The organism is Herbaspirillum sp. GW821-FHT09A12, assembly GCF_059418325.1.
In genome coordinates this window covers 1,038,789-1,065,605 of sequence record NZ_JBWKPR010000002.1, presented here as the reverse complement: position 1 = coordinate 1,065,605, position 26,817 = coordinate 1,038,789, and the positions used below count along the sequence as shown (strand labels likewise).

Annotated in this window: 26 protein-coding genes; 23 read left to right on the top strand and 3 right to left on the bottom strand. The window is 61.5% G+C overall.

What is annotated here, in order from left to right:
• Window positions 1-233: 233 nt before the first annotated feature.
• The gene (locus tag AC07N6_RS09925; protein ID WP_050466419.1) at window positions 234-641 is read left to right on the top strand and encodes a response regulator; all 408 of its coding nucleotides are present in this window, start codon (window positions 234-236) and stop codon (window positions 639-641) included.
• An 85-nt stretch (window positions 642-726) separates the two neighbouring features.
• Here the strand turns inward: AC07N6_RS09925 and AC07N6_RS09920 are convergent, their stop codons facing one another.
• Window positions 727-933: a hypothetical protein gene (locus AC07N6_RS09920; protein ID WP_494780131.1), complete on the bottom strand. Its 207-nt coding sequence runs from the start codon at window positions 931-933 to the stop codon at window positions 727-729.
• 498 nt (window positions 934-1,431) lie between these two features.
• Here AC07N6_RS09920 and thrS point away from each other — a divergent pair, with 498 nt between their 5' ends.
• The 10 genes from thrS to AC07N6_RS09870 all read left to right on the top strand — a co-directional run bounded on the left by thrS (window position 1,432) and on the right by AC07N6_RS09870 (window position 11,344).
• On the top strand, window positions 1,432-3,339 hold the full coding sequence (thrS, locus tag AC07N6_RS09915; protein ID WP_494780130.1) for a threonine--tRNA ligase: 1,908 nt from the start codon (window positions 1,432-1,434) through the stop codon (window positions 3,337-3,339).
• An 81-nt stretch (window positions 3,340-3,420) separates the two neighbouring features.
• Window positions 3,421-3,942 (top strand): translation initiation factor IF-3, encoded by a 522-nt coding sequence (infC, locus tag AC07N6_RS09910; protein WP_082221329.1) that lies wholly within the window; start codon window positions 3,421-3,423, stop codon window positions 3,940-3,942.
• A 240-nt stretch (window positions 3,943-4,182) separates the two neighbouring features.
• Complete coding sequence (gene rpmI, locus AC07N6_RS09905; RefSeq protein WP_034291984.1) at window positions 4,183-4,380, top strand: 50S ribosomal protein L35; 198 nt, start codon at window positions 4,183-4,185, stop codon at window positions 4,378-4,380.
• A 25-nt stretch (window positions 4,381-4,405) separates the two neighbouring features.
• Entirely contained in the window at window positions 4,406-4,768 is a 363-nt protein-coding gene (gene rplT / locus AC07N6_RS09900; protein ID WP_050466422.1) for a 50S ribosomal protein L20, read from the top strand.
• A 192-nt stretch (window positions 4,769-4,960) separates the two neighbouring features.
• A complete protein-coding gene (gene pheS / locus AC07N6_RS09895) occupies window positions 4,961-5,977 on the top strand; it encodes a phenylalanine--tRNA ligase subunit alpha (RefSeq protein WP_494780129.1) in 1,017 nt (338 codons plus the stop codon).
• Window positions 5,978-6,043: 66 nt separating this feature from the next.
• Window positions 6,044-8,470 (top strand): phenylalanine--tRNA ligase subunit beta, encoded by a 2,427-nt coding sequence (gene pheT / locus AC07N6_RS09890; RefSeq protein ID WP_494780128.1) that lies wholly within the window; start codon window positions 6,044-6,046, stop codon window positions 8,468-8,470.
• A 63-nt stretch (window positions 8,471-8,533) separates the two neighbouring features.
• A complete protein-coding gene (locus tag AC07N6_RS09885; protein WP_082221330.1) occupies window positions 8,534-8,947 on the top strand; it encodes an integration host factor subunit alpha in 414 nt (137 codons plus the stop codon).
• A 3-nt stretch (window positions 8,948-8,950) separates the two neighbouring features.
• Window positions 8,951-9,352, top strand: a complete 402-nt coding sequence (locus AC07N6_RS09880; protein WP_494780127.1) for a MerR family transcriptional regulator — start codon at window positions 8,951-8,953, stop codon at window positions 9,350-9,352.
• Between the two features lie 109 nt (window positions 9,353-9,461).
• Entirely contained in the window at window positions 9,462-9,992 is a 531-nt protein-coding gene (locus AC07N6_RS09875) for a GNAT family N-acetyltransferase (RefSeq protein ID WP_494780126.1), read from the top strand.
• A gap of 260 nt (window positions 9,993-10,252) precedes the next feature.
• Window positions 10,253-11,344, top strand: a complete 1,092-nt coding sequence (locus AC07N6_RS09870; RefSeq protein WP_494780125.1) for a collagen-binding domain-containing protein — start codon at window positions 10,253-10,255, stop codon at window positions 11,342-11,344.
• On the opposite strand, the gene AC07N6_RS09865 is transcribed toward AC07N6_RS09870, so the two are convergent.
• Together AC07N6_RS09865 and AC07N6_RS09860 are read right to left on the bottom strand one after the other, a co-directional pair.
• Complete coding sequence (locus AC07N6_RS09865) at window positions 11,322-11,960, bottom strand: phosphatase PAP2 family protein (protein WP_494780124.1); 639 nt, start codon at window positions 11,958-11,960, stop codon at window positions 11,322-11,324. The two genes, AC07N6_RS09870 and AC07N6_RS09865, sit on opposite strands and share 23 nt — an antisense overlap.
• Before the next feature lie 156 nt (window positions 11,961-12,116).
• The gene (locus AC07N6_RS09860) at window positions 12,117-12,422 is read right to left on the bottom strand and encodes a hypothetical protein (protein WP_494780123.1); all 306 of its coding nucleotides are present in this window, start codon (window positions 12,420-12,422) and stop codon (window positions 12,117-12,119) included.
• Between the two features lie 23 nt (window positions 12,423-12,445).
• On the opposite strand from AC07N6_RS09860, the gene epsL reads away from it, so the two are divergent.
• The 12 genes from epsL (at window position 12,446) to AC07N6_RS09800 (ending at window position 26,786) form a co-directional block, all read left to right on the top strand.
• Window positions 12,446-13,612, top strand: coding sequence for an XrtB/PEP-CTERM-associated polysaccharide biosynthesis outer membrane protein EpsL (gene epsL, locus AC07N6_RS09855; protein ID WP_494780122.1), 1,167 nt, complete (start codon window positions 12,446-12,448; stop codon window positions 13,610-13,612).
• 8 nt (window positions 13,613-13,620) lie between these two features.
• Window positions 13,621-15,033 carry an undecaprenyl-phosphate glucose phosphotransferase gene (locus AC07N6_RS09850; RefSeq protein ID WP_494780121.1) on the top strand — a complete coding sequence of 471 codons (1,413 nt, stop codon included), beginning with the start codon at window positions 13,621-13,623 and terminating at the stop codon, window positions 15,031-15,033.
• A 145-nt stretch (window positions 15,034-15,178) separates the two neighbouring features.
• On the top strand, window positions 15,179-16,159 hold the full coding sequence (locus AC07N6_RS09845; protein WP_494780120.1) for an EpsD family peptidyl-prolyl cis-trans isomerase: 981 nt from the start codon (window positions 15,179-15,181) through the stop codon (window positions 16,157-16,159).
• Between the two features lie 76 nt (window positions 16,160-16,235).
• Complete coding sequence (gene epsE, locus AC07N6_RS09840) at window positions 16,236-17,024, top strand: polysaccharide export protein EpsE (protein ID WP_494780273.1); 789 nt, start codon at window positions 16,236-16,238, stop codon at window positions 17,022-17,024.
• Between the two features lie 62 nt (window positions 17,025-17,086).
• Window positions 17,087-18,493, top strand: a complete 1,407-nt coding sequence (gene epsF / locus AC07N6_RS09835) for a chain length determinant protein EpsF (RefSeq protein WP_494780119.1) — start codon at window positions 17,087-17,089, stop codon at window positions 18,491-18,493.
• A gap of 77 nt (window positions 18,494-18,570) precedes the next feature.
• The gene (gene epsG / locus AC07N6_RS09830) at window positions 18,571-19,455 is read left to right on the top strand and encodes a chain length determinant protein tyrosine kinase EpsG (protein ID WP_494780118.1); all 885 of its coding nucleotides are present in this window, start codon (window positions 18,571-18,573) and stop codon (window positions 19,453-19,455) included.
• 32 nt (window positions 19,456-19,487) lie between these two features.
• The gene (gene xrtB, locus AC07N6_RS09825; RefSeq protein WP_494780117.1) at window positions 19,488-21,137 is read left to right on the top strand and encodes an exosortase B; all 1,650 of its coding nucleotides are present in this window, start codon (window positions 19,488-19,490) and stop codon (window positions 21,135-21,137) included.
• 98 nt (window positions 21,138-21,235) lie between these two features.
• A complete protein-coding gene (locus AC07N6_RS09820) occupies window positions 21,236-21,793 on the top strand; it encodes an acyltransferase (protein WP_494786250.1) in 558 nt (185 codons plus the stop codon).
• Window positions 21,794-21,868: 75 nt separating this feature from the next.
• Complete coding sequence (locus AC07N6_RS09815; RefSeq protein WP_494780115.1) at window positions 21,869-22,891, top strand: hypothetical protein; 1,023 nt, start codon at window positions 21,869-21,871, stop codon at window positions 22,889-22,891.
• Between the two features lies 1 nt (window position 22,892).
• Window positions 22,893-24,329 (top strand): MOP flippase family protein, encoded by a 1,437-nt coding sequence (locus tag AC07N6_RS09810; RefSeq protein WP_494780114.1) that lies wholly within the window; start codon window positions 22,893-22,895, stop codon window positions 24,327-24,329.
• Between the two features lie 68 nt (window positions 24,330-24,397).
• On the top strand, window positions 24,398-25,297 hold the full coding sequence (locus AC07N6_RS09805) for a glycosyltransferase family 2 protein (protein WP_494780113.1): 900 nt from the start codon (window positions 24,398-24,400) through the stop codon (window positions 25,295-25,297).
• Window positions 25,298-25,346: 49 nt separating this feature from the next.
• Window positions 25,347-26,786, top strand: coding sequence for an O-antigen ligase family protein (locus AC07N6_RS09800; protein ID WP_494780112.1), 1,440 nt, complete (start codon window positions 25,347-25,349; stop codon window positions 26,784-26,786).
• The last annotated feature ends 31 nt before the right edge of the window (window positions 26,787-26,817 follow it).

Genomic DNA, 26,817 nt, shown 5'->3' with positions numbered 1-26,817 from the left:
TTTGCATGGGGCGCGATGCCGGCCGTGGAAAAGCGTAAGGTCGGGTTTGGCATTGGCCTGGCGCATGAAATTTATTGTCGGATGAGGTGCTTGCGGTTCATGACGGTGTAAATATTGGTGATTAATATTTTGCTGTGTTGCGGAAACTTTTTTAAAATGTTTTAAACTGAGAGTCGAATTTTTTATATTTTCCTCTCTCCAAGCTTTATCTTCATACAGGCGTTCGATTACCTATGGCAGCAGATGACCAGTATTTCCTCGTGGTTGATGACTTTTCGACAATGCGGCGCATCGTTAGCGGCTTGCTGAAAGAGTTGGAATACAACAAGATTGTCGAGGCGGATGACGGCTCTTCGGCCATGAAGGTGCTGGAGGCGGGCGCCTTGCCGGTGACTTTCGTGCTTACCGACTGGAACATGCCGGTGATGGATGGCTTGACGCTGCTCAAGAAAATTCGCTCGACGCCATCGCTGAGCCATCTGCCGGTGCTGATGATTACCGCCGAGGCCAAGAAGGAAAATATTGTCGAGGCTGCGCAGTCGGGGGCGGACGGTTATATCGTCAAGCCTTTCAATGCGGCGACCTTGAAAGAAAAGATTGAAAAGATTCTGGCGCGGCGCGCCAATCTGGAGAAAGCGTAAGCGGCATAAGCTGCGCAAGCGACATAAGCGCTTTTCCCCGGAATGAAAACGGCATCCTGATGGATGCCGTTTTCATTGGTGGAGGTTAATCCTGTTTGAGCCCGAAATAGGGCAGGATATCGCCGCGCGTCCATGATTTGATTTCATCTCCGTTCAGTAATACCCGGTATTCCAGGTGCCGCTCTCCATCTTCCAGTTCCACTGTGCGGCTCTGCAGCGTGTATTCGACGTTGTTGATGACGGTCAGATGTTCGATGCAATTGTGTTCGTCTGGCATGATGCGGTTCTCCATGATCTCTCTAAATCCTAGCATGGGAGTGGGGGAAAATTGATGACCGTTGTGTGTTAAAAACGCATTTGCAATTGTAAACGATGGAGATTTTTGCTCGATTGTCCTGCCGGGATGGCTGTAATCGATAGTTGAGTTTAGTGATGACTCTGCGTACTTATGCGTAAAGTTGTTTTTCTATTATCGATATTACTCAATGGTAAAAAGAAGATCCGGCAAGGCCGGTAAATTAATTTGTTATAATTTCGGCTTGTGCAGGCGGATGTCGTCTTCAAAAGGCGGCAATGCGGCACTGCAATGGGTTCACCACATTCTGTAAGAGCGAGAAAGGCAAACCGGTTATGACACCGCGAACTACCACCGAGTTTTTTGCGCGACGCTAGTCGGGTTCTTTTTCGTTTTTTGAAAAAGCGCGGCTGGTCCGCGTTTTTTTTCGTCCGTCATTTCGACATCAATACCCAAATCAGGCAAGGCAGCATGGCTGCCGACATGGAGTGCAAAATGGTTTCAGTTCGTCTTCCCGATGGTTCGCAACGCCAATTCGACGGTCCGGTAACAGTGGCGCAGGTCGCCGCCAATATCGGCGCCGGCCTGGCCAAGGCCGCGCTGGCCGGCCGCATTGACGGCAAGCTGGTCGATACCTCGTATCTGATCGACAAGGATTCCGACCTGGCTATCGTGACCGACAAGGATGCGGATGGCCTGGAGGTGATCCGCCATTCGACCGCCCACTTGCTGGCCTACGCGGTCAAGGAATTGTTTCCCGACGCGCAGGTGACCATCGGCCCGGTGATCGACAACGGTTTCTACTACGACTTCTCGTACAAGCGCCCCTTCACGCCGGACGACCTGGAGGAGATCGAAAAGAAGATGGCCGAGCTGGCCAAGAAGGATGAGCCGGTGACCCGCAAGGTGCTGCCGCGCGACGAAGCGGTGGCTTACTTCAAGTCGATCGGCGAGGACTACAAGGCCGAAATCATCGCGTCCATTCCTCAAAACGAGGATGTGTCGCTATACACCGAAGGCAGCTTCACCGACCTGTGCCGGGGCCCGCACGTGCCCTCTACCGGCAAGCTCAAGGTATTCAAGCTGATGAAGCTGGCCGGCGCTTACTGGCGCGGCGACTCCAACAACGAGATGCTGCAGCGTGTCTACGGCACGGCCTGGGCCAAGAAGGAAGACCAGGAGGCTTACCTGCACATGCTGGAAGAGGCCGAAAAGCGCGACCACCGCAAACTCGGCCGCGCGCTGGACCTGTTCCACTTCCAGGACGAGGCGCCAGGCCTGATCTTCTGGCACCCCAAGGGCTGGTCGATCTGGCAACAGGTCGAGCAATACATGCGCCGGGTCTACCAGGATAGCGGCTACCAGGAAGTGAAGGCGCCGCAGATCCTGGACCGTTCATTGTGGGAAAAGACCGGCCACTGGGAGAACTACCGTGAAAACATGTTCACCACCGAGTCGGAGAACCGCGCGTATGCGTTGAAGCCGATGAATTGCCCGGGCCATATCCAGATCTTCAACTCCGGCCTGCACAGCTACCGCGACTTGCCGCTGCGTTACGGCGAATTCGGCCAATGCCACCGCAACGAGCCGTCCGGCGCCTTGCATGGCATGATGCGCGTGCGCGGTTTTACCCAGGATGACGGCCACATCTTCTGTACTGAAGACCAAGTGCAGGAAGAGGTCGCCGCCTTCAACCAGGTGGTGCGCGAGGTGTATGACAATTTCGGCTTCAAGGAGGTGGCGGTCAAGCTGGCCCTGCGCCCGGAAAAGCGCATTGGCGCCGAAGAAGTCTGGGACAAGGCGGAAAACGCGCTGCGTGAAGCCATTCGCGCATCCGGCTCGGAATGGGAAGAGCTGCCGGGCGAGGGCGCTTTCTACGGCCCCAAGATCGAATACCACCTGAAGGACTCGATCGGCCGTTCCTGGCAGTGCGGCACCATGCAGGTCGATTTCTCGATGCCGGCGCGCCTGGGCGCGGAATATGTCACGGAAGACAACGGCCGCAAGGTGCCGGTCATGCTGCACCGGGCGATCGTCGGTTCGCTGGAGCGTTTCATCGCGATCCTGATCGAAAACCACGCCGGCGCCATGCCGCTGTGGCTTGCTCCTGTGCAAGTTGTTGTCCTGAATATCTCCGACGCGCAAGCCGATTACGTGAAGAACGTTGCACAAACGCTGAAAAAACAAGGGTTTAGGGTAGAGACCGATTTGCGTAACGAAAAGATTACCTATAAAATACGGCAGCATTCTATTCAGAAGCCGCCCTATATCCTGGTTGTCGGCGATAAAGAGCGGGATGCAAACACAGTGGCCGTGCGTGCGCGGGGCAATGTCGATCTGGGCGTAATGTCCATCGACACCTTGGTGGAGCGCCTCAAGACTGAGGTGGAAGCCAAAGCCTGATCAGTCGATCGGAGGAAGCGGAAGCTTCCTTCTCAGCGCAAGAGCACGGCTTAATTTATTGGTTTTTAAAAGGAAACTGCAATAGCTACTGACAAGTCGCATCGCCTGAATCGCGAAATCACGGCGCCGGAAGTGCGCTTATCGGGCGTCAATAACGAGCCGCTGGGCATCGTCAGTTTGGCCGAAGCCATTCGACTGTCTGAAGAGGCGGAAGTGGATCTGGTCGAGATTGCACCCACTGCGCAGCCCCCGGTTTGCCGCCTGATGGATTATGGCAAGTTCAAGTACCAGGAGCAGAAGAAGGCCCACGAAGCCAAGCTCAAGCAGAAGGTCATCCAGGTCAAGGAAGTCAAGTTCCGCCCGGGTACCGATGATGGCGATTACAACATCAAGCTGCGCAACCTGACCAAGTTCCTGGATGAAGGCGACAAAACCAAGATCACGCTGCGTTTCCGCGGCCGTGAGATGGCGCACCAGGAAATCGGCATGCGTATGCTGGAGCGCTTGAAGGCAGACCTGGAGCCTTACGGCCAGGTCGAGCAGTTTCCCAAGATGGAAGGCCGCCAGATGATCATGGTGCTGGCACCCAAGAAAAAGAAGTAAGAAGTCAGTCGAATTGCCGTATCCGGATGGCGTCTGCCGATGCCATCCGCGCTGTGAAAGCAGTGAAGCGTAGGGCCGACAAAGGATTTGCCTGTTGCAGTCAAATGTGGCAGGCAAAAGCAGCGGAGGGTGGAATACCCTGCGCTGTCAAATAAGTGAGAGCAGGCATCAAAGAGCAGCGAGCATTGCTGCCACCTGCAATCATCAAAAAATGGAGCTGTCCGGAAGGACAGAGTTGCTATGCCTAAGATGAAAACGAAGAGCAGCGCGAAGAAGCGTTTTCGCGTGCGCCCAGGCGGCACCGTCAAGCGCGGTCAAGCCTTCAAGCGTCACATTCTGACCAAGAAGACCACCAAGAACAAACGCCAATTGCGCGGTGCAGTGGGAGTCCACGAGACTAACCTGACATCGGTTCGCGCAATGCTGCCGTTCGCTTAACCTCACACTCAATTAAGGAGCTACTATGCCTAGAGTCAAACGTGGGGTAACAGCGCGTGCCCGTCACAAGAAAGTCCTCGCCCTCGCCAAGGGTTACCGCGGTCGCCGCAAAAACGTCTACCGTATCGCCAAGCAAGCAGTCATGCGCGCTGGCCAATACGCGTACCGTGACCGTCGTAACAAGAAGCGCGTGTTCCGTGCCCTGTGGATCGCCCGTATCAACGCCGCTGCCCGTCAGCATGGCGTGACCTACAGCGTGTTCATGAACGGCCTGAAGCGCGCCTCGATCGAGCTGGACCGCAAGGTCCTGGCCGACATGGCTGTCACCGACAAGGCTGCATTCGCCGCCATCGTCAACCAGGTGAAGGCCAACATCGCTGCGGCCTGATCGCCAGCGTGTTGATGCGGTTGCCGGCCGCTGAATGGTTCAACGCCTAAAGTAGCACAGCAGTCGGCGCTGCAAAATCCTGCGGGGCAAAGGTGTAATACCGATGCCCCGTATGTTTTTGATCCACCGCTTTGTGGATCTTCTTCTTTTCGACTTCGTCGTCGGATTTTCGATTGGAGCGAGACTTACCGCATGAATCCCCTAGACCAACTCGTGGCACAGGCGCAGAGCGATTTTGCCGCCGTGACCGACGCTGCCGCACTGGAAAACGCCAAGGCAAAATATCTGGGCAAGACCGGCCAGATCACCGAGCAGATGAAGGGGCTGGGCAAGCTGGCCCCTGATGAGCGCCGTGCGCAGGGGGCGATCATCAACGTCGCCAAGGAACAGATCGAAAACGCGCTGACCGCACGCCGTGACGAACTGTCCAACGCACAGATGCAGGCGCGCCTGAATGCGGAAGCGATCGATGTCACGCTGCCGGGCCGCGGCCGCGGCGTGGGCGGGATCCACCCGGTGATGCGCTCGTGGCAGCGCGTCGAGGAAATCTTCCGCTCGATCGGCTTCGACGTGGCCGACGGCCCCGAGATCGAAACCGACTGGACCAATTTCACCGCATTGAACAGCCCGGAAAACCACCCGGCCCGTTCGATGCAGGATACCTTCTACATCGAAGGCAACGATACGCAGGGCAAGCCCTTGCTGCTGCGTACCCACACCAGCCCGATGCAGGTGCGCTACGCGCGCATGAACAAGCCGCCGATCAAGGTGATCGCGCCCGGCCGCACTTACCGCGTCGACAGCGATGCCACCCACTCGCCGATGTTCCACCAGGTCGAAGGCCTGTGGATCGCCGAGGACATCAGCTTCGCCGACCTGAAGGGCGTCTACCTCAATTTCGTCAAGGCCTTCTTCGAGACCGACGACCTGCAGGTGCGTTTCCGCCCGTCCTATTTCCCGTTCACCGAACCTTCGGCCGAGATCGACATCGCCTTCGGCAGCGGTCCGCTGAAGGGCCGCTGGCTGGAAGTCTCCGGCGCCGGCCAGGTGCACCCGACCGTGGTGCGCAACATGGGCCTGGATCCCGAGCAATACATCGGCTTCGCGTTCGGCTCCGGCCTTGAGCGCCTGACCATGCTGCGCTACGGGATCAGCGACCTGCGCCTGTTCTACGAAGGCGACCTGCGTTTCCTCAAGCAATTCAATTAAATCGATAACGAGCGGCGCCGCCTGCGTGGGCGGTGCGCGTCCGGCTGATAGCTGAAAGTCTGAATCATGCAATTCTCCGAAAACTGGTTGCGCACGATGGTCAATCCGAACATGACGTCGGATGAACTCTCGCATTTGCTGACGATGTCCGGCCTGGAAGTGGAAGAGGTGGAGCCGGTCGCGCCGCCGTTCACCAACGTGGTGGTGGGCGAAGTGCTGGAAGTGGCCAGGCACCCCGATGCCGACCGCTTGAACGTGTGCCGCGTCAACGTGCATACCGGCACCATCCTCAACATCGTGTGCGGCGCGCCCAACGTGCGCCCCGGGTTGAAGGTGCCATGCGCCATGGTTGGCGCCGTGCTGCCGCCGGGCGCCGACGGCAAGCCCTTCGAGATCAAGGTCGGCAAGCTGCGCGGCGTGGAATCGCAAGGCATGCTGTGCTCGGCGCGCGAACTGAAGCTGTCGGAAGACCACGGCGGCCTGATGGAGCTGCCCGACGATGCGCCGGTCGGCCAGAACTTCCGCGACTACCTGCAACTGAACGACCTCAAGTTCACCATCAAGCTCACCCCCAACAAGGCGGACTGCCTGTCGGTGCTGGGCGTGGCGCGCGAAGTGTCGGCGCTGACCGGCACGCCGCTGAAGGCGCCGCAGTTCCAGGCGGTGGCGGTCAATCTCGACGAACAACTGCCGGTGCGCATTTCCGCGCCCGACCTGTGCGGTCGTTTCGCCGGCCGCGTGATCCGCGGCCTCAATGCCAAGGCGCCGACCCCGCAATGGATGAAGCAGCGCCTGGAGCGCAGCGGCCAGCGTTCGATCTCGGCGCTGGTGGACATCTCCAACTACGTCATGCTGGAACTGGGCCGTCCGTCGCACGTGTTCGACCTGGACAAGATCCACGGCGGCCTGGACGTGCGCTGGGGCAGGAAGGGCGAATCGCTCAAGCTCCTCAACGGCAATACCGTGGAAGTCGACGAATGGGTCGGCGTGATCTCCGACGACCGCGAAATCGAATCGCTGGCCGGCATCATGGGCGGCGACGCCACCGCCGTGTCGCTGGACACCGCCAATATCTACCTGGAAGCCGCCTTCTGGTTCCCGCAGGCGATCCAGGGCCGCGCGCGCCGCTACAACTTCTCGACCGATGCCGCGCACCGCTTCGAACGCGGGGTGGATTTCGCCACCGTGGTCGAGCACATCGAGCGCATTACCGCCTTGCTGATCGAGATCTGCGGCACGCCTGAAACGAAGGTCGGCCCGGTCGACGACCAGGTGGTCAACCTGCCCAAGCGCAACCCGGTGCAATTGCGCACCGCGCGCGCGGCCAAGGTGATCGGGGTTGACATCACCGACGCGATGGTGGCCGACATCTTCAAGCGCCTGGGCTTGCAATTCACGCAAGAGCCCGGCCTGTTCTCGGTGACGCCGCCATCCTACCGTTTCGACCTCGAGATCGAGGAAGACCTGATCGAAGAAGTCGCGCGCGTCTATGGTTTCGAGAACATCCCGACGCTGCCGCCGGTGGCCGCCAATGCCATGCGCATCGCACCGGAACAGTCGCGTTCGCTGTTTGCGATCCGCCGCCTGCTGGCCGACCAGGATTATCAGGAAGTGGTCAATTTCAGTTTCGTCGAAACGGCATGGGAAGCGGACTTCGCCGGCAATGCCGATCCGATCAGGCTGCTCAACCCTATCGCCAGCCAGATGAGCGTCATGCGTTCGTCGCTGATCGCCGGCCTGGTGGCCAATGCGCGCTACAACATCAACCGCAAGGCCGCGCGCATTCGCGTGTTTGAAGTCGGCGCGGTATTTGCCAAGAACCCGGCCATCGCCGACGGCCCGCTGTCGGTGGCCGGCTTCGACCAGCCCAAGCGCGTCGGCGCGCTGGCCTATGGACCGGTGGTTGAAGAGCAGTGGGGCCAGGCTGGCCGCAATGTGGACTTCTTCGACGTCAAGGCCGACCTGGAAGCCCTGTTTGCGCCGCGCACGCTGCGTTTTTCCAGGGTTGCGCATCCGGCGTTGCATCCGGGCCGTTCGGCCAGCGTGATGCTGGGCGAAGAGGTGATCGGCGTGATCGGCGAATTGCACCCCAAGTGGCAGCAGAAGTACGACCTGCCATTGCCGCCGGTGGTGTTCGAAGTCAGCGCTGATGCACTGCAGCAGCGCGACTTGCCGTCCTATGCCGAAATCTCCAAGTTCCCGGCCGTCAGCCGCGACCTCGCGCTGGTCGTCAAGCAGCCGGTGGCAGCCCAGCAATTGCTGGATATTTTCGCCGCGGAGAAACAGGCCAATCCGGCATGCGCTATCATCCAAGCCATTGTTTTATTTGATGAATATCAGGGCAAGGGACTGGAAAATGACGAAAAAAGCCTTGCGTTCCGATTCACCATGCAAGATACTCAAAACACCCTTCAGGATGACAAAGTCGACGTTGCGATGAGTGCACTGGTGACAGCTGCAAGCGCAAAGCTTGGCGCCAGATTGCGTGCCTGATGTGAGTCCCCGAAAAATAATTACGGACCGGAACCGGTAACACGGACCAAGCCATTCATCGCCATGAACAACGTGAATTCAAACGAATTTCAATCCGTGCTGGACGCCGACCTGCAGCGCGCCGTGCTGGAATCCCAGGCGCGCTCGCAGGCCGAGAAAAACCTGCCGACCCTGACCAAGGCCGAACTGGCCGAACTTTTATTTGAACAGGTCGGTCTGAACAAGCGCGAAGCGAAAGACATGGTGGAAACCTTTTTCGATGAGATTCGCAACGCGCTTGAGCGCGGCGAGGCGGTCAAGCTGTCCGGCTTCGGCAACTTCCAGTTGCGCGACAAGCCCCAGCGCCCGGGCCGAAATCCCAAGACCGGTGAAGAAATTCCCATTACGGCAAGGCGCGTGGTCACATTCCACGCCAGCCAGAAATTGAAGGAAATGGTGGAGCTCTCCAACGGCAACTCCGTTGAACTGTCCGTCTAATCTATGAACGATCGTGTCAACAAACCTGCGGCAATCGTCTTGCCGCCGATTCCCGCCAAGCGCTATTTCACGATCGGCGAGGTCAGCGAATTGTGCGGCGTCAAGCCGCACGTGCTGCGTTACTGGGAGCAGGAATTCACCCAGTTGAAGCCGGTCAAGCGCCGCGGCAATCGCCGTTATTACCAGCATCATGAAGTGCTGCTGATCCGCCGCATCCGCGAGCTGCTGTACGAGCAAGGCTTTACCATCAGCGGCGCGCGCAACAAGCTGGATGGGAGCAATGGGCTCGAGCAGCCTGAGGTTTTCCAGGAAGCAGGCGTCAGCCTGGACGAGTTGGGCATCGAGAAGATGCGCGAGGAACTGCGCGCGGTGCTGCATATCCTGAAACCCGGGGCGCTTGCCTGATTTTCGCCGACCTGGTGGCGAACAAGAAGACGCTGCATGATGCAGCGTTTTTTTTATGATGATGCCGCTTGCGAGGGGCGCGATGCCGATGTCGCGAAAGGATAAGCAGATGAAACATCAATGGCGGCCCATGGCGGCCGCGGACCTGCCGGCGGTCATGGCCATGGCATCTGTCGTGCATGCCGGCTATTTCGAAGAGCAACGGGTGTTTGCCGAACGCCTGGCATTGTTCGCGCCAGGATGCTGGATCGCCCAATGCGTGGATGGCGCGCTGCCGGCGCAAGCGGTCGGCTATGCGGTGATGCACCCGGCGCGCCTGGGGCAGCCGCCGGCGCTTAATTCCCTCCTGCATGCGCTGGACGATCATGCCGATTGCCTCTACCTGCATGACGTGGCTTTGCTGGCCGATGCGCGCGGAGCGGGCCTTGGCCGCGCCTTGTTGCTGATCCTGCGCGAGCAGATGCGGCGCGCCGGCCTCAAGCAGGCGGCGCTGATCGCGGTACACAATTCCAGATCGTATTGGGAGGCGGCGGGCTTCGCCGTCCTGCCGCAGGCGCCGGCGGCATTGCAGGAAAAACTGGCGAGCTACGATGCGCAGGCGGCATACATGGTCATGGCGCCGGGCGAGGCCATTGGGTAAGTGCGCGCCCTGTGCCGGCAAGGGGATCAGTCATGGTGGTGCCATGCAGCATGTTTCCGCCGGACAAGGCAATATCTCGGAAATCCATGCCAGGCTTGCCTTTTAGCTTGCCACTCAAGTTCGAGGTAGCTTACAATTGTTAAAAAAAATGCATCACTTTGCATATCGCGTGATGCGTATGCACATAGAGTTGCCTGCCGGTACCGAAGGGGGTGAGGCAAGGCAAATCATAAGAACATGATCGTCGCCTGGGGGGTGTCATGCCGTACCGTTTAAAGTCTTTGCTGGCAGCAGTTGTCGCCATGCTGTGCCTGTCCTTTTCCGCCAACGCGCTTGCCGCCGACTCTTTGAGCGCTACGCAGATCTTGCAGCAATTCAACCTGGTCGTGCTGGGCAGCGCCCAGTCGACTTCACACGTGGATGGCCGCGTCTTCATCGGCGGTTCGCTCTCCGGCGGCGATTACGTCCAGCATGCCGGCGATGCGGCCGCATCCGACTATGCCGGCCTGACCGTGATGGGCAGCGCTTCCAATGTGCACGTCAACGGCCTGGGGGCGGTGATCGGCGGCAGCCTGTCCAACTCCATCGTCAACTCCGGCTCCAGCTACATCAGCGGCAGCGTCAGCAACAGCAACCTCAATGGCGCCGCCTACGTAGCCGGCAGCAAGAGCGGCAGCAACTTCAATGGCGGCCAGCCGTCGAGTCCGACCGCGGCCATGCAGACGGCCCTTTCCGCCTCGACCTCCACCAATTTCGGCGCGACCCTGTCCGCGCTGTCGTCGCAGCTGACACAGATGTCCGGCAACAGCACGGTGACGGTGAGCGGCAACAAGGCCAGCTTCAATGCCGTGGCCGACGCTTCCGGCGTGGCGGTGTTCGACCTCACCAATGCCCAGAGCAGCCAGATTTTTGGCGCGGGCGAATTTTCGTTCACGACCAATGGCGCCAGCACCATCATCATCAATTCGAGCGTGACTGCGGCGACCATCGCCGCCAATTTCCTGGGCGGCCAGGCGCAGTCATTGGGCAGCAAGATCATCTGGAATTTCTACAACGCCACCAGCCTGACGATCAACAGCCAGTTCGGCGGCTCCATTCTGGCGACCCAGGCAACCTTGACCAACAACCAGAATATCGAAGGCGGCGTGTACGTCAACAGCCTGATCCAGAACGGCGAGATCCACTTGCAGGCTTTCAGCGGCAATGTGTCGGCGGTGCCTGAGGCTGAAACCTATGCCTTGATGCTGGGCGGATTGGCCTTGGTCGCGCTGGTCGCCTGGCGCCGCCGCCGGCTTCCTGCCGCAGGCCGGGCAGGGCCGGTCCCCGGCCTTAAAGCGGCTCGGTGCGGATGAACGCCTGCTCGCGGCCCGACAACTTCATCGCAATGTCCTGAAGCAGGTCATGGGTCGGAGCGGGCTTGCCGCCGGCGCCCAGCAGCAGGGCGGCAACGAGCACGGCGGGCGCCCATTTCGCCGAGAGCGGGCCCGGTGCAAAATCGTAACCCCGGCAAAAAAGCCAGGCAGCCATCGCGCCGGTCGCCAGGCCGGCGATGACTTCCGATTCGGAGTGCATGTGCAGCAGCAGGCGCGATGCGCCGACGGTAAGCGCCAGCGCGGTGGCAACCCCCAGCAGGGCCAGGTGCAGGTGCGTTGAGCGATCCCTGCCGAGCAGGAATGCCGATGACAGGTAGAGCGCCGCCGCGGAGGCGGTATGGCCGCTGATGCCGGTGAAGTTGAAGAGGGGCGGACGGATATTCCAGCCCATGAACAGGAGCTTGCTGACGACCACCAGCAGCATCGCGCAGCAGAAATAAAAAAGCCATCGGGCGGCCTGTTTCCAGGCGCCGTTCAATGCGAGCCAGATGGCAAGAACCAGGGCGCCAGGAACAGTGATGGCGCTGTCGCCAAAGAAAGTGACTGCATTCCAGATCATCGTCGATAGGTCAAAAAAAGAAGTGAAGTTGCTCAAGTGCGGCCAGCGCCTGCGACGTTGACGCCGCAGGCAGGCGCGCTGTGCCGGTGTGCATTATCCAGCAGAAAGTGTGCCAGTTGCCGCAGGTTTTAAGGGATGCCGTAAGGCGTGTTTTAGTGCCCCAAAATTCATCGGAATGTTCCTGGGCGCATCTCATGCAGGAGCAATTTTCGGCATCTCGTCGCATTGTCCTACAGCGCATGTGGGCATCTGCTGATTGACTTTTTCTTCGAAAATTTCCTTACCACAATAATTTGTATATTGCAATATTTTTCTCACATTTTTTTTGCTTAAATGTAGAAAATGATGCATGATGACACCTGATTTTTTTCTGTTGCGACGCAGCAATGAGATGGTTTCAAGAATCTCCGATATTGCAATATTCACAACGAGAAAGGACATTGGGCAGAATGATTTTGCGGTTTTCATCCGTTTTTTCCGGTCGATCAGGTACCCCATTTATCGCTCTCGTAGCCTTGGGAATGCTGCATCCGGCCTATGCGGCCGATGAAGACGGCAAGGTTGTCACGCCCTATGCGCAGTACTCGATTCTCTATGACGACAATTTGCTGCGCCTGCGTAATGAAAGTGCGGCATTGTCCGCGGTCGGCACTACGCAGATGTCCGATTATGTGCGCACTGCCGTCGGCGGGATCAAGATCGACAAGTTGATCAGCCGCCAGCACATCATGCTGGATGCGAGCTTGAGCCGGACCGACTTTGATTATTTCAAGCAGTTCAATAACAACGGCAAGGACTTGAAGGCGGATTGGGGCTGGACCGCCGGCGACTATCTGTCCGGAGATGTCGGTTATGTCTATTCCGAGGCGCTGACCCCATTCCAGAATTTCCGGGTATTCGAGAAGAACATCCGTACCCAGCAAACGCGCTATGCGACGGTCGCGTGGCGCATCCATCCGGACTGGACGCTGCGCACCCAATTTACGCGCTTCAGCCTGGATTACGGCTTGGCGTCGCAGCTGTCCAATACGCTGGAGCAGAGCACCAGCGAACTGGGGCTGGACTATACCGCGCGCAGCGGCAGTGTGGCGGGCGTGCAATTGCGCCATTCGCGCGGCACTTTCCCGTACTCCACGGTCATCAGCGGCACCGAGATCAACAACTCGTTCAAGCAGGATGAGGTGAAGGCGAAGATCCTGTGGCTGTTCAGCGGCAAGACGCGGCTGCAGTTCCTGGGCGGCTGGGTCGACCGCAAGCGCGACATGTCCGGCGTGGCCGACTATTCGGGCTTCAATGCGCGCGCGATTGCGGACTGGGCAGCTACCGGCAAGACCTTGGTGACCGTCAACCTGTGGCGTGAAATCGGCGGCCTGAGCGATGTCGATGCGAACTATGCGCTGACCAACGGCATCAGCCTCGCCGCGACGTTGCAATCCTCCGCCAAGCTGCGTTTCGACGGTTTGCTGGATGTTGAAAAGCGCAATTACAACGGCGCTGCGGTCATCACCGGCGTGACGCCGTCGTCGCGTCGCGACAAGTATGAAAGGGCCAGCCTGAGCGTGACTTACTCGCCGACAACATCGCTGTCACTGATCGGCTCGATCTTTCGCGAAAATCTGCAGTCGAATATCGATAGTTTGGGTTACGTCTCCAATGGTGTCGCGATCACAACGCGCTACGAGTTCTGAGGTCCGAAATGAATGAGATCCATGACCACTTGCCCTTGCCGAACATCAAGCCGAATTCGGTGGCGTTGCTTTTCAAGCGTTTCCTCGAGCCCTCGCTGATCGTTTCCTACCTGTGGCTGATCACCAAAATCGAACGGCAGCCTTTCAGCGGCGATTATTGGGTGCTGGCCATCATGGCGTTTTTCGCCAGCTCCTACATCTTCGGGGAAATGCATGGGCGGCGTTTGCGGCACAACCCCAAAAGCGTGCGCTGGATCGCGCCGATCTTCATCGACTGGCTGCTGGTCGTGGCGCTGCTCGCAGTGCTGGGCTATGTCTGCGAACTGTACAGCTTGTTCACCCTCAAGATCCTTGCGCCGTGGGTGATCGGCACGCCGTTCGGACTGGTGGTGACCCAGCATGTGCAGTCGCGCGTCATGAAGGACATGCGCACCAAGGGCGATATCGAGAAGGCCATCATCATCGGCGTCAACCCGGCATCGCTGAAACTGGCCGAACGCCTGGCCGACTACCCCGCGCTGATGCTCAACCTGATGGGCTATTTCGACGACCGCGCAGTGGGGCGCCAGCCGGAAGGCACGTACACGCCCCTGCTGGGGAAGATGTCCGACGTGGCGGCCTATGTGCGCGAGCATGGCATCAACCGGGTCTACATCAGCATGCCGATCTCGGCCCAGCCGCGGGTGCTGCAAGTCATCGACGAATTGCAGGACACGACCGCCTCGGTCTACTTCATTCCCGACATCTACATCTTCAACCTGATCCAGGCCCGCTTCGACTACGTCGGCGGCATGGCGGTGATGGCCATCTGCGAGACGCCCTTTACCGGCGTCAACAAGTTCGTCAAGCGCATCAGCGACGTCGTGCTGGCGTCGATCATCCAACTGATGCTGTTGCCGGTGATGCTGGTGATCGCGGTCTGCGTCAAGGCCACCTCGCCCGGGCCGGTGATCTTCAAGCAGCGCCGCTACGGCCTGGACGGCGAGGAAATCGTGGTCTACAAATTCCGCTCGATGACGGTGATGGAAGACGGCGGCAGCGTGCAGCAGGCCACCAAGGGCGACATGCGCCTGACCAAGATCGGCGGTTTCCTGCGCAAGACGTCGCTGGATGAGTTGCCGCAATTCTTCAACGTCATCCAGGGGCGCATGAGCATCGTCGGCCCGCGCCCGCATGCGGTTGCCCACAACGAGCTCTACCGCAAGCAGATCAAGGGCTACATGCTGCGCCACAAGGTCAAGCCCGGCATTACCGGCTGGGCGCAGGTCAACGGCCTGCGCGGCGAGACCGAGACGCTGGACAAGATGAGGGCGCGTATTGAATTCGACCTTGAATACCTGCGCCGCTGGTCGCTGGTGTTCGACTTGTGGATCATCATGCAGACCGTGCGCATGGTGCTCAAGAAAGACAACGCGTACTAGGAAGAAAAAAGCGCGCCGTTCGCGCACGCCCGCCTGCCTTGGCCGTTAGGCCGGGCCGAGGGGCACAGAAAAATGCGGCGAAGACGGGATGCCGTCACGGTGGTCACGCACCGCCGCCGCACCACCTGGGAATGGAGAAGTGATAGTGAAAGTTGAGTATGCGCTTGCCCGCAAGGGCGCGGTTTGCCTGCAGATGGCGGCGCTGGCCGTGATGGCGGCCAGCCTGGCGGCCTGCAGCGGCAAGCAGGAAAGTTCGGGCCAGGCATTGGCCAGCGTCAATGGCGAAGAGATCACCATCCATCAACTCAACAATGAGTTGGCCAAGACCGGCGCGCAGGAAGCCAGCAAGCAATTGCTGGATGCGCTGGTGGCGCGCCAGTTGCTGGTGGATGCGGCCAAGAAGCAAAAGCTCGATACCGATCCGGACGTCATGGCCGAGCTGGAGCGCACGCGGGAGCTGGTGCTGGCGCAGAGTTACATGCGTACCAAATTGGGCAATGTGACGCGTCCGACGCGCGGCGAGATTGAAGGCTTCTATGCCGGCAATCCCGACTGGTTCGGCCATCGCCGCCAGTACGAGTTTGATGAGCTGGTGATCGACAGCAACGATCTGAGCCCGGAACTGGATCGCCTGATGAGCGGTTCGCGGCCGTTGTCCGAAGTGGCGGCTTGGCTTGACGCCAAGCGCATCCGTTATGCGCGCCTGCAGGTAAGCAAGACCACGGCGGACTTGCCCAAGCCGATGATTGCCGGACTCAAGGAGATGGACAAGGGCCGGCTGTTCATCGTCAAGGAAGGGCGGAGCGCCATCCTGACGGCGCTGGCCGATGTGCGCAATGCGCCGATGAGCCTGGCCGCGGCCGCGCCCCAGATCGAGCAGTTCCTGATGGCGCAGAAGCAAAGCCAGCTCACGGACCAGGAGATCAATCGCCTCAAGGCGCAAGCCAAGGTGGAGTATCTGGGCAAAGGGCGCGAGCTCAAGGACCTGGGGGCGCAGACCCCCCTGGGGCCGACGCCATCGCTGCAACCCGCAGGCACGGCGGCTGCCGCCGCCACTGCGGGAGGCGATATCGGCCCCGGCGCCGACAGCGCTGCGCTTGCGCGCGGAGCGGCGGGATTGAAGTAAGCCAAGCAAATGCAGCGGCGGGCCAGGCCCGAATGAAACAGACGCATAAACCGGAAAAACTGGAGTCCCAAAAATGATGAAAAAAGTGTTGCTGTTGCTGGTTGGATTGCTGATTGCCGGTTGGGGCGCCGCCTCCAGCGCGGCCGACATTCCCCTCGGACCGGGCGACGTGATCCGGGTCAATGTCTTTGGCAGCGACGACCTTACCTTGGAAACCCGCGTGAGCGAAGCCGGCAGCATCAGCTATCCGATGATCGGCGACGTCCAGGTGGGCGGCCTGTCGCCCGCGCAAGCTTCGCGCAAGATGGCCGACCTGCTCAAGAAGGGCGGCTTCCTGGTCAACCCGCAGGTCAACATCCTGGTGACCGTGCCGCAAAGCCAGATGATCTCGGTGCTGGGCCAGGTGGTCAAGCCGGGCCGCTATCCGCTTGACGGCCAGCGCAACGTGGCCGACGTGATCGCATTGGCCGGCGGCGTCTCTCCCGATGGCGGCGACAGCGTCACCATCGTCCACACCGAGAATGGCCAGGTCAGCAAGCAGCTGGTCGATATCTACGACCTGACCCACAACGGCGACGGCACGGCCTTGCCGTTTGTCGCGCCCAACGATGTGGTGTACATCGAGCGTTCGCAGAAGTTCTACATCTACGGCGAAGTGCAGCGTCCCGGCATGTACCGCCTGGAACGCGGCACCACCTTGCTGCAGGCGTTGTCGGTCGGCGGCGGCCTGACCCCGCGCGGCACCGAGCGCGGCCTGCTGGTCAAGCGCAAGACCGAAAGCGGCGAGACGGAAGAGCTCTCGCTGAAGAAGGACGATATGTTGAAGCCGGACGACATCGTCTACGTCAAGGAAAGCTGGTTCTGACAGCGCTGTTTCCCACCATCACCAAGTAACCCAGGCCGAACCGGCCGCGAAGAGGTAGCGATATGAATCTGTCACAATTTCTGCTGATCCTGCGGGCCCACCTGAAGATCATCCTGGCGATCTTCGGCGTCACCGTGCTCACGACCATCGTCGTCAGCCTGCTGCTGCCCAAGCAATACAAGGCCACCTCCTCGGTGGTGCTCAACTACAAGGCCAACGACCCGGTGACCGGCCTGGTGGTGACCGCGCAGGCGCTGCCGGGCTACATGCCGACCCAGGTCGACATCATCAACAGCCGCAGCGTCGCCCTGCGCGTCATCGACGACCTGAAGCTGGCCGACCAGCCCGCGATCAAGCAGAGCTTCGCCAACGACAACGGCGGCAATACCGACATCCGCAACTGGCTGACCGATGTCCTGCTGAAGAACCTGGATGCCGTCGCCTCCAAGGACAGCAGCGTGATCGACATTACCTTCAAGGGCGCCGATCCGCAGTTCGCCGCGGCCCTGGCCAACGCCTTCGCCGAAGCCTACCAGCAGGTGAGCGTGCAACTGAAGCTGGAGCCAACCCGCAAGGCGTCCCAATACTTCAACGACCAGATCAAGGGGCTGCGCGACAACTTCGAAAAGGCGCAAGCCAAGCTGTCCGCGTACCAGCAGGGGCATGGCATCACCAACATGGACAACCGCCTGGATGTGGAGAACAACCGCCTCAATGACCTGTCGACCCAACTGGTGCTGACCCAGGCCGCGGTGTCGGAAGCCACTTCGCGCCGCAACCAGGCCAACGGTTCCGCGGCCGACTCGCCGGACGTCAACGCCAATCCGCTGATCCAGACCCTGAAGGCCAACCTGGCCGGCGCCGAATCACGCTTTGAACAGGCCGCACGCCGCCTGGGCGCCAACCACCCCGGCTACCAGACCGCCAAGGCGGAAGTGGACGGCTTGCGGGCCCAGCTCAACTCGGCGATCGCCTCCACCTCGGCCAGCGTGGGCACCAATGCCACCATCCTGCAAAAGCGCGAATCCGAAATCCGCGCCGAATTCAACGCGCAAAAGATCAAGGTGCTGGAACTGAACCGTACCCGCGATGAAATGTCGGTGCTGCAGCGCGACCTCGACAGCGCCCAGCGCGCCTTCGAACTGACCTCCCAGCGCTTTATGCAAACCAACCTGGAAGGGCAGTCCAACCAGTCCGACGTCGCCATCCTGGCCAGCGCCGTGCCGCCGACCAAGCCATCCAGCCCGCGCATCCTGATCAACACGCTGCTGTCGATCTTCGTCGGCGCCATCCTGGGCGTGGCCGCCGCGCTGGGCCTGGAGTTGATCAACCGCCGCGTGCGTTCGGAAGAAGACCTGATCGAAGGCCTGGGCATCCAGGTGCTCGGCCAGCTGGCGCGGCCGGCGCAAGGCAAGACGCGCGTGCAGCGCCTGAGTTTCAGGCGCGGTCCCAAGGCCTTGGGCGCATAGCCGCCTTTTTCTGGTGAATTTCGTAACGCTTGGCCTGCGCCACCGTGGAACACCAACCCCAACCGGACTCGACGAATATGGACACTGCAACTTTGATCAATGACAAGAATATCGGCGGTGCGCTGCCGAACCAATCGATTGGCGCAATCCTGGTCGACAGCGGCAAGCTGACTGCCGACAAGGCCGAACGCATCATGCGGCTGCAGCGCGAGCGCGGCATGCGGTTTGGCGATGCCGCCATCGAACTGGGGTTTCTGGCGCAGGCCGATATCGAGCAGGCGCTGTCGCGCCAGTTCGACTATCCCTATCTGCTCAAGGGCGAAAGTAAGGTCAGCGAAGAAATCGTCGCCGCCTACAACCCTTTCAGCCCGCAAGTCGAAGAGCTGCGGGCGCTGCGCAGCCAGCTGATGCTGCGCTGGTTCGACGCCAGCGCCGGCCGCAAGGCGTTGACCATCATCAGCGCCGACAAGGGCGAAGGGCGCAGCTTCATCGCCGCCAACCTGGCGGTGGTGTTCTCGCAACTGGGCGAACGCACCCTGCTGATCGACGCCGACATGCGCCAGCCGCGCCAGCACAAGCTGTTTGGCCTGGATAACCGCAACGGCCTGTCGGCCATCCTGGCCGGCCGCGGCGAGCGCGAGGCGGCGATCCATCGCGTCCCCTCGCTGATCGACCTGTCGGTGCTGACCGCCGGCCCCACGCCGCCCAACCCGCAAGAGCTGCTGGGGCGCACCGCGTTCCAGCAATTGCTGGAAGAGGCGGCGCCGCTGTTCGACGTGATCCTGATCGACACCCCGGCCCATTCCGGATGCGCCGACAGCCAGATGGTGGCCGGCCGCAGCGGCGCCTCGCTGATCGTGGTGCGCAAGAACGTCAGCCATATTTCCTCGGTGCGCGAGCTGGTCGACAGTTCGGCCAACGCCAGCGTGGTGGTGGTCGGCAGCGTGCTCAACGAGTTCTGAACGGACTGCGACAGGGATCAGGAAAGCATCCGATGAGCATCGAGCAAAGCTTCGCGCTGCCGCGCAAGAACGCATCGCTATCGCCCTGGATCGCGATCGCGCTCGGCATTGCCGCGATGTATGTGCCCAGCTTCATCGACCTGTTCCGTGGCGTGTGGTCGACCGAGCGCAATGCGCACGGCCCGATCGTGCTGGTGGTCGCCTGCGTCTATCTGTATGTGCGCATCCGCCAGTTGCTGGTCGCGGGCCAGGTCGAGAAGAAGCCGGCGCCGCTGGCCGGCGGCATCCTGCTGGCGGTTGCGCTGCTGTGCTTTGCCATCGGCCGCTCCCAGAGCGTGCTGGCGATGGAGTCCGGCTCCCTGGTGCTGGTCATGGCGGCGCTGGTGCTGGGCTTTTTCGGGACGCGCACTTGCGCGCGCCTGTGGTTCGCCTTTTTCTTCATGCTGTTCATGGTGCCGCTGCCGGCTTCGGTGGTCGATACCCTGACCCAGCCGATGAAGATCGGGGTTTCCCATGCCACGCAATACCTGCTGCATGCGCTGGGATATCCGGTCGCCCGCAACGGCGTGATCCTGTTCATCGGCCAGTACCAGTTGCTGGTGGCCGATGCCTGCGCCGGACTGAACTCGCTGTTCACGCTGGAGGCGCTGGGCTTGCTGTACATGAACCTGGTGCGCCACCAGTCGCTGGCGCGCAATGTCATCCTGGCCCTGCTGATCGTGCCGATCTCTTTCACCGCCAACACCGTGCGGGTGATCATCCTGACGCTGGTCACCTACTACATGGGCGATGCCGCGGGGCAGGGGTTCCTGCATGGATTCGCCGGCATCGTGCTGTTCCTGACGGCGCTGCTGCTGATCATGGGCGTGGACGGCTTGCTCACGCGCGCCGTCACGGCCTATGCCCGGCGGCGCGGGCATGCCGTGCCGACGCGCCTGGACTCGCCGCTGGCCGGCGCCAGGGAAGCGCCGTTTGCGGCGAACAAGGATTTGCTGGCGATCGCGGCTCGGCCGGCCTTGTGGCTGTTGGCCGGCATGCTGGGCGCGGCGGCGTTGTCGGTCGCCCTCAAGCCGCAGGTATCGGCAGCGGCCGCTTGGGCCCAGCTCGATGCGGCGGTGCCTAAACGTTTCGGCCATTGGGTTGAGATGCCGTCGCCCTATCTGCAGGTGAGCCTGTCGGCTGACGGCGGCACCGCCGTCGATCAGGTGTACGACGATGTGCTCAGCCGCACTTATGTGAACGAGCATGGCCAGATGGTGATGCTGGCGCTGGCCTATGCCAGGGAGCAGCAGCAGGATGTGAAGATCCACCTGCCGGAAGTTTGCTACCGCGCCCAAGGCTTTGACTTGCTGGGCGGCCAGCCGCTGCGGTTCGCGGTGGCGGGCGCGCCGCAAGCGGTCGGCGGCCGCAGCTTCCTGGCGCAGAACAAGGAGCGGCTGGAAGCGGTGAGCTATTGGGTGCGCATCGGCGACGGCATGCCGGACGGCGCGCTGGCCACGCGCTGGAAGATTTTCCGCGACGGCATGCGCGGCGTCGTGCCCGACGGCATCCTCGTGCGCGCTTCCAGCCTGATTGCCGACGCGGCGCAGAAAGACCAGGCATACGCATTGCAGGAGCAGTTCCTGCAAGATCTGCTCAAGGCCGTGCAGCCCCGCCAACCGGGCCTGTTGGCCCCGCCATGACGGCGGCATCGCCGCGGCCGGCGTGCCGCGCGGAGCCAGAAGACTTTTGATGGAAGCAGATGATGGACGCAAATAATGGAAGTAAATAATGGAAGCAAATGATGGCTGACGGCTTTTTCAGTGCCAACCAGCGCAGCAAGATCGCCGCGGCATTGTTCAACCTGGCGTTCAACTGCCTGCCGGGTTTCGGCGCCAGGCGCGGGTTTCTCAAGATGCTGGGTTTTCGCATCGGGGAAAAGGTGTCGATCCATTCCTGGGTGACGTTTTTCGAGGCCAGGAGGAATGTACGCATCGGCTCCAACGTCACCATCAATGGCGGCTGCTATCTCGACAACCGCCTGGGCATCGACATCGGCAACAACGTGAACATCTCGCATGACGTGAAGATCTATACGCTGGGCCACGACATCGACGATCCGCAATGCGCGGCCGTCGGCGGCAAGGTCACCATCCATGACGACGCATGGATCTTCCCCAATGTGCTGATCATGCCCAAGGTGGTGATCGGACGCGGCGCCGTGGTGTACCCGGGCAGCGTCGTGACCCGCGACGTCGGCGAGCTGGAAGTGGTCGGCGGCAACCCGGCGCGCAAGATCCGCATGCGCCGCGACGACATCCAATACCGGATCGATTATCCGGTCTGGTTCGCCAAGTAAATTGCAGCCAAGGGCGGCGCCGATCCGGGCGCGCCCTGTCAACAGCAAACGCCAAGAGCCACGATGCACAAGACGATGAATCAGCCAGACCAACATACCGGCCGCGCCAAGATTGCCTATATCCCGATGGAGGATGTGGGCAATGAGTACACGGCGCGCATGCGCGAGCTGCTGGCCGGCTATGGCGATGTGGTGCGCTACGAAGGCACCAAGGCCTGGGCCCTGCGTCTGCTCAAGGGGCGTTTCTGGCGCTATGACTACGCGGTGCTGAACTGGATGGAGAACGAGTTCGTCGACCTGCGCAGCGGCCGCATCTCATGGAAGGGATTCGCCAAGGTGCTGGCCAAGACCCTGGTCATCAAGGCCGGCGTGCGGCGCCTGGTCTACGTGCGCCACAACAACTATCCGCATGCCGCGCAAGGGCCGGCGATGGAACGCTCGCGCAAGCTGGTGGACTGGTACTGCCGCCTGTTCGCCAATGTGGTGTCGCATTCCGGCGCGCTGAGCGCGGTGGGCGCCGTCTATTGTCCGCATCCGCTGTACCGCCTCGCCGAACAGCGCGACGCCGACTTGCCGCGCGCCTTGCCGGAGGAGTACTTCGTGGTGTTCGGTCGCATCTCGCGCTACAAGAAGATCGAACAGCTGATCGCCGGTTTTCCCGCCAACCGGAACCTGGTGGTAGCCGGCGCCGTCGCCGACGAAGCCTATGCGCAGAGCCTGCTGGCGCTGCGGCGGGACAATGTCATCGTCATGCCCGGCAAGCTGAGCGAGGCGCAGGCGCAAAAGCTGGTGTCCGGCGCGCGCGGCGTGGTGATCTCGCATGCGGACGGCGATGTGGTGGTCAGCGGCACCTTCTTCTACGCGATGTCGGTACGCCGCCCGGTGTTCGCCATCGAGACGCCGTTCCTGCGCTGGGTCGCGCCGCGCGTGGGCGATGAAGTGGTGCACCTGGGCCGCGACATGCGCGAGCTGTGCGCGGCCATTGCCGCGGCCGCGCCGGTTGAGGTGGCGCAGGACCTGTCTGCGCGTATCGAAGAACAATTCGGCGACGAAGCCGTGCGCCGCGCGCTCGGGCTGGCGCTGGGAAGGGGCGCCTGACATGTCGGCCATTTCCAACGCGCGCTGGGTCTCGCTCTCGCAGGGCACCCGCATCCTGGCCCAGGTGATCGGCATGACGGTGCTGGCGCGGCTGCTGCAGCCGCATGCCTATGGCCTGATGGCCATGGCCGCCATCGTCACCAACCTGGCTTATCTGTTCAAGGACATGGGCACCTCGGCGGCCGTGATCCAGGCCAAGGAGATTTCACGCGAGACGGCCAGCACCATCCACTGGGCCAACCTCGGCCTGGGCGTGCTGATCTGCATCCTGATCCTGCTGGCCGCGCCGGTGATGGCGACCGTGTTTCGCGAGCCGGGGCTGGCCGACGTGCTGTATGTGCTGGCCTGGGTGTTTCCCATCGTCAGTTTCAGCGTGGTGCACCAGGCCTTGCTGGAGCGCGAATCGAAGTTCGCCGTGGTGGCCAAGGCCGAAGCGCTGGCCGCGTTGGTCGGCCTGGCCGTCGCGCTGGGGCTGGCGTGGTGGGGCGCCGGCGTGTTCAGCCTGGTGCTGCAGATGATCGTTTCCAGCATCATCTCCACCGCCATCATCCTGTGGAATTCTGAGTTCAAGGCCTTGCGCCACTGGAGCCGCGGGGAGTTCAAGTCCATCGCCGGCTTCAGCGGCAACCTGTCCCTGTTCAACGTGGTGCTGTACCTCTCGCGCAATGCCGACAGCATGATCGTGGGCCGCCTGCTGGGGGCGCAAGTGCTGGGCGCCTATTCGATCGCCTACCGGGTGATGCTGTTCCCGGTGCAGAACATGAGCTACGTGGTTTCTCGCGCGCTGTATCCGGTGATGAGCCGCCGGCAGGACGACAAGGGCGAGCTGGCCAAGCTGTACCTGAAGTCGGTCAGCTTCATCGCCTTCCTCACGGCACCGCTGATGGGCGGACTGTTCGCGTTGCGCGAACCGTTCGTGGCGGTGGTGCTGGGGCCGAAATGGTCGGCCGCGGCGATGGTGATCGCCTGGCTGGCGCCGGTCGGGTTCATCCAGTCGGTGATCAGCACCACCGGCACCATCTTCATGACCAACAACCGCACCGACCTGCTGCTGCGCATCGGCGTGGCTTCCACCGTGGTGCAGATCGCCGCTTTCTTCGCCGGCGCGCATTGGGGCGTGGAAGGCGTGGCCATCGCCTATCTCGCCGCCAGCATCATCAACGCCTGGCCGGCGCTGCACTACAGCGGCCGCCTCATCGGCGTGGGTTTCGGCGCCCTGTTGCGCGCCCTGTACCGCTCGCTGCTGCTGACGGCGGCGATGTGCGCCGTGGTGCGCTATACCCATGCGGCCCTGATGGCGGCCGGCTGGTCCGCGCTGGACAGCCTGGCCGCCAATGTGCTGCTCGGCATGGGCATCTACCTGGTTGGCAGCCTGTTGGCCAACCGCCCGCAGATCGGGCATTTCCTCGCTTTCTTCCGGCGGAGGTCGGCGGCATGAGCGACTCCCGGACAACCAGCCTCCGCGCCGACAGGCGGCGGACGGCGCAGCACACGACAGGAGCATGAATGGCTATCGTCAGCGTGGTGATTCCATCCTATAACCGCGGCCATTGCATCCGCGAGTCGATCGACAGCGTCCTGCTGCAAACCGTGCAGGACATTGAAATCATCGTGGTCGATGACGCCTCCAAGGACGACACGCGCGCCCAGGTCGAGTCCATCGCCGACCCGCGCGTGCGCTATATCGCCCACGCGAGCAACCGTGGCGGCGGCGCCGCGCGCAACACCGGCATCCAGGCCGCCAGCGCCGACTTCATCGCTTTCCTCGACAGCGACGACACCTGGGCCGCCGACAAGCTCGCGCTGCAATTGGCCGAACTGGAACGCAAGGGGCCCGACTACGGTTTCGTCTATACCTGGCTGATCGGCGTCGACCCGCAAGGCAAGGAGCTGTGGCGCTTCAGCGACGTGCTCGACGGCGCCAGGGTGGAGGCGCTGTTCATGCGCAACGCGGTGGGCACGTTTTCCAGCGTGATGGTTCGCCGAAGCGCCCTGGTCGCCGCCGGCGGCATGGATGAGCAGATGCGCAGCTGCCAGGATTGGGACCTGTTCGTGCGGATCAACCAGGTCACCAAGATCTGCTGCGTGCAGCAATACCTGGTGCGCTACCTGCAGAACTCGGGCGACCGGCACCGCATCTCGGCCAACCCGACCAAGATCATCGCCGGCCACCAGCGCATGCTGTCCAAGTTGCGCCCGCAGCTCGACGAGATGGGCGTGGCGGTGCAGGTCGCCACCTTCAAGGAATTCGCCAAGGTGTTCGTGTCGGCCGCTTCGCTGGCCAATGTCACCCGGATGATCACGGAAGTGCTCAAGCTGATGCCCACGCCCGCCAACCTGGTGTGGGCGCTGCTGACGCTGGCGCGGGTGTGCAAGCGCAAGATCACCCGCAATATCGGATATTGAAAATGAACAGCGCAACGGGCCGGCGGCCAGGGCGGGAGGAAAGCCAATCATGAAAAGAAAAGATTTCCAGACATCGCAGCGGGCCCTCCTGGGAGGCATGCTGTTGCTGGCGCTCCTGATCGGGATGATCGTGCCGATCTTCGCCGGCATGGTGGGCGACAGCTATGGGCGCCTGGCGGCGCTGCCGGCGTTGTTCATCCTGGGCGGCCTGATGATCTTCAACCGCACGCTGCTGCTGCTGATCATCGTGCTGCTGCGCTCGGCCGGGGACATCGTCCTGGAAGCCACGCGCGCGACCAACGCCTCCGGCTTCTCGCCCGGCCTGGGCGGGGCGATCAATGCGCTGATCATCCTCATCGCCTTCCTGTTCGTGGTGGAGAAGCCGCAGCGCCTGCCGCGCGCGGTCATGGTGCCGTGGATCATCCTGCTGGTCGTGTCGTTCTACGGCCTGGCGGTGTCGCCCGAACTGGGGGCGGCCCTCAAGATCGTGCTGTCGCTGCTGTCGTACTGCGCCATGTTCATCTGCGCGTTCTATATCGTGCGCACGCCCGAGGATTTCCGCTCGCTGGTGAAACTGGTGATCTGGTCGTCGGTGCTGCCTGCCTTGTATGGCGTGGTTACCGTGGCGCTCAATGCGCGCGGCGGCCTGAGCGGCTTCCGCCTGCAAAGCACCTTCGGCCATGCCAACATCCTGGCCTTCTACCTGACGCTGGTGCTGTCGATGGGCCTGTACGTGCTGAAGAGCCCGGAATTCCGCCTGACGCAATTGAAGCGGATCGGCCTGATGTCGTGGATGTTCTTCCTGATGGGCCTGCTGCTGCTGACGCAGACACGCAGCGCGTGGATCGCCTGCTTCCTGATGTTCTTCCTGTACGGCACATTGTTCGAGCGGCGCTATCTGCTGTACCTCATGGTGCTGCCGCTCATCGCGCTGATGATCCCCAGCGTGCATGAGCGCATCGCGCAGCTCGACAGCGGCAACACGGTCGAGACGTATGCCAAGCTCAATTCCTTCGCCTGGCGCGTGCTGCTGTGGAAATCGGGCCTGAACTGGATGTCGCCGTCGCATTACCTGCAGGGCTACGGCGTCGAATCCTTCCTGCATTATTCGGTGGTGTTCTTCCCGCTGGCCGGCGGCATGCCGTGGGGGGCGCACAGCGTCTACGTCCAGTGGTTCTTCGATACCGGCCTGATCGGCATCGCGGCGTACCTGTTGGTGTTCTACGCGGTCATCCGCATGCTGGCCAAACTCTATCCGACCGACAAGCTGGCGGCATGCATGCTGATCTTCATCGCGGTCGAGCATCTGGTGGTGTCGGCCTCCGACAACGTGCTGGCCTACCTGGCCTTCAACTGGTACTTCTGGCTGCTGTGCGGCGCCGGTTGCGCGCTGTACTACAACAGCGACGCCTACCAGGCGGAGCAGGAGCGGCGGCGCCAGAAAAAACTTCCCGGCCGCCGCCTGCCCGCCACTGCGCGTGCGCGCTGAGCGGCAGCCGGCGATACGGCCAACTTTCACA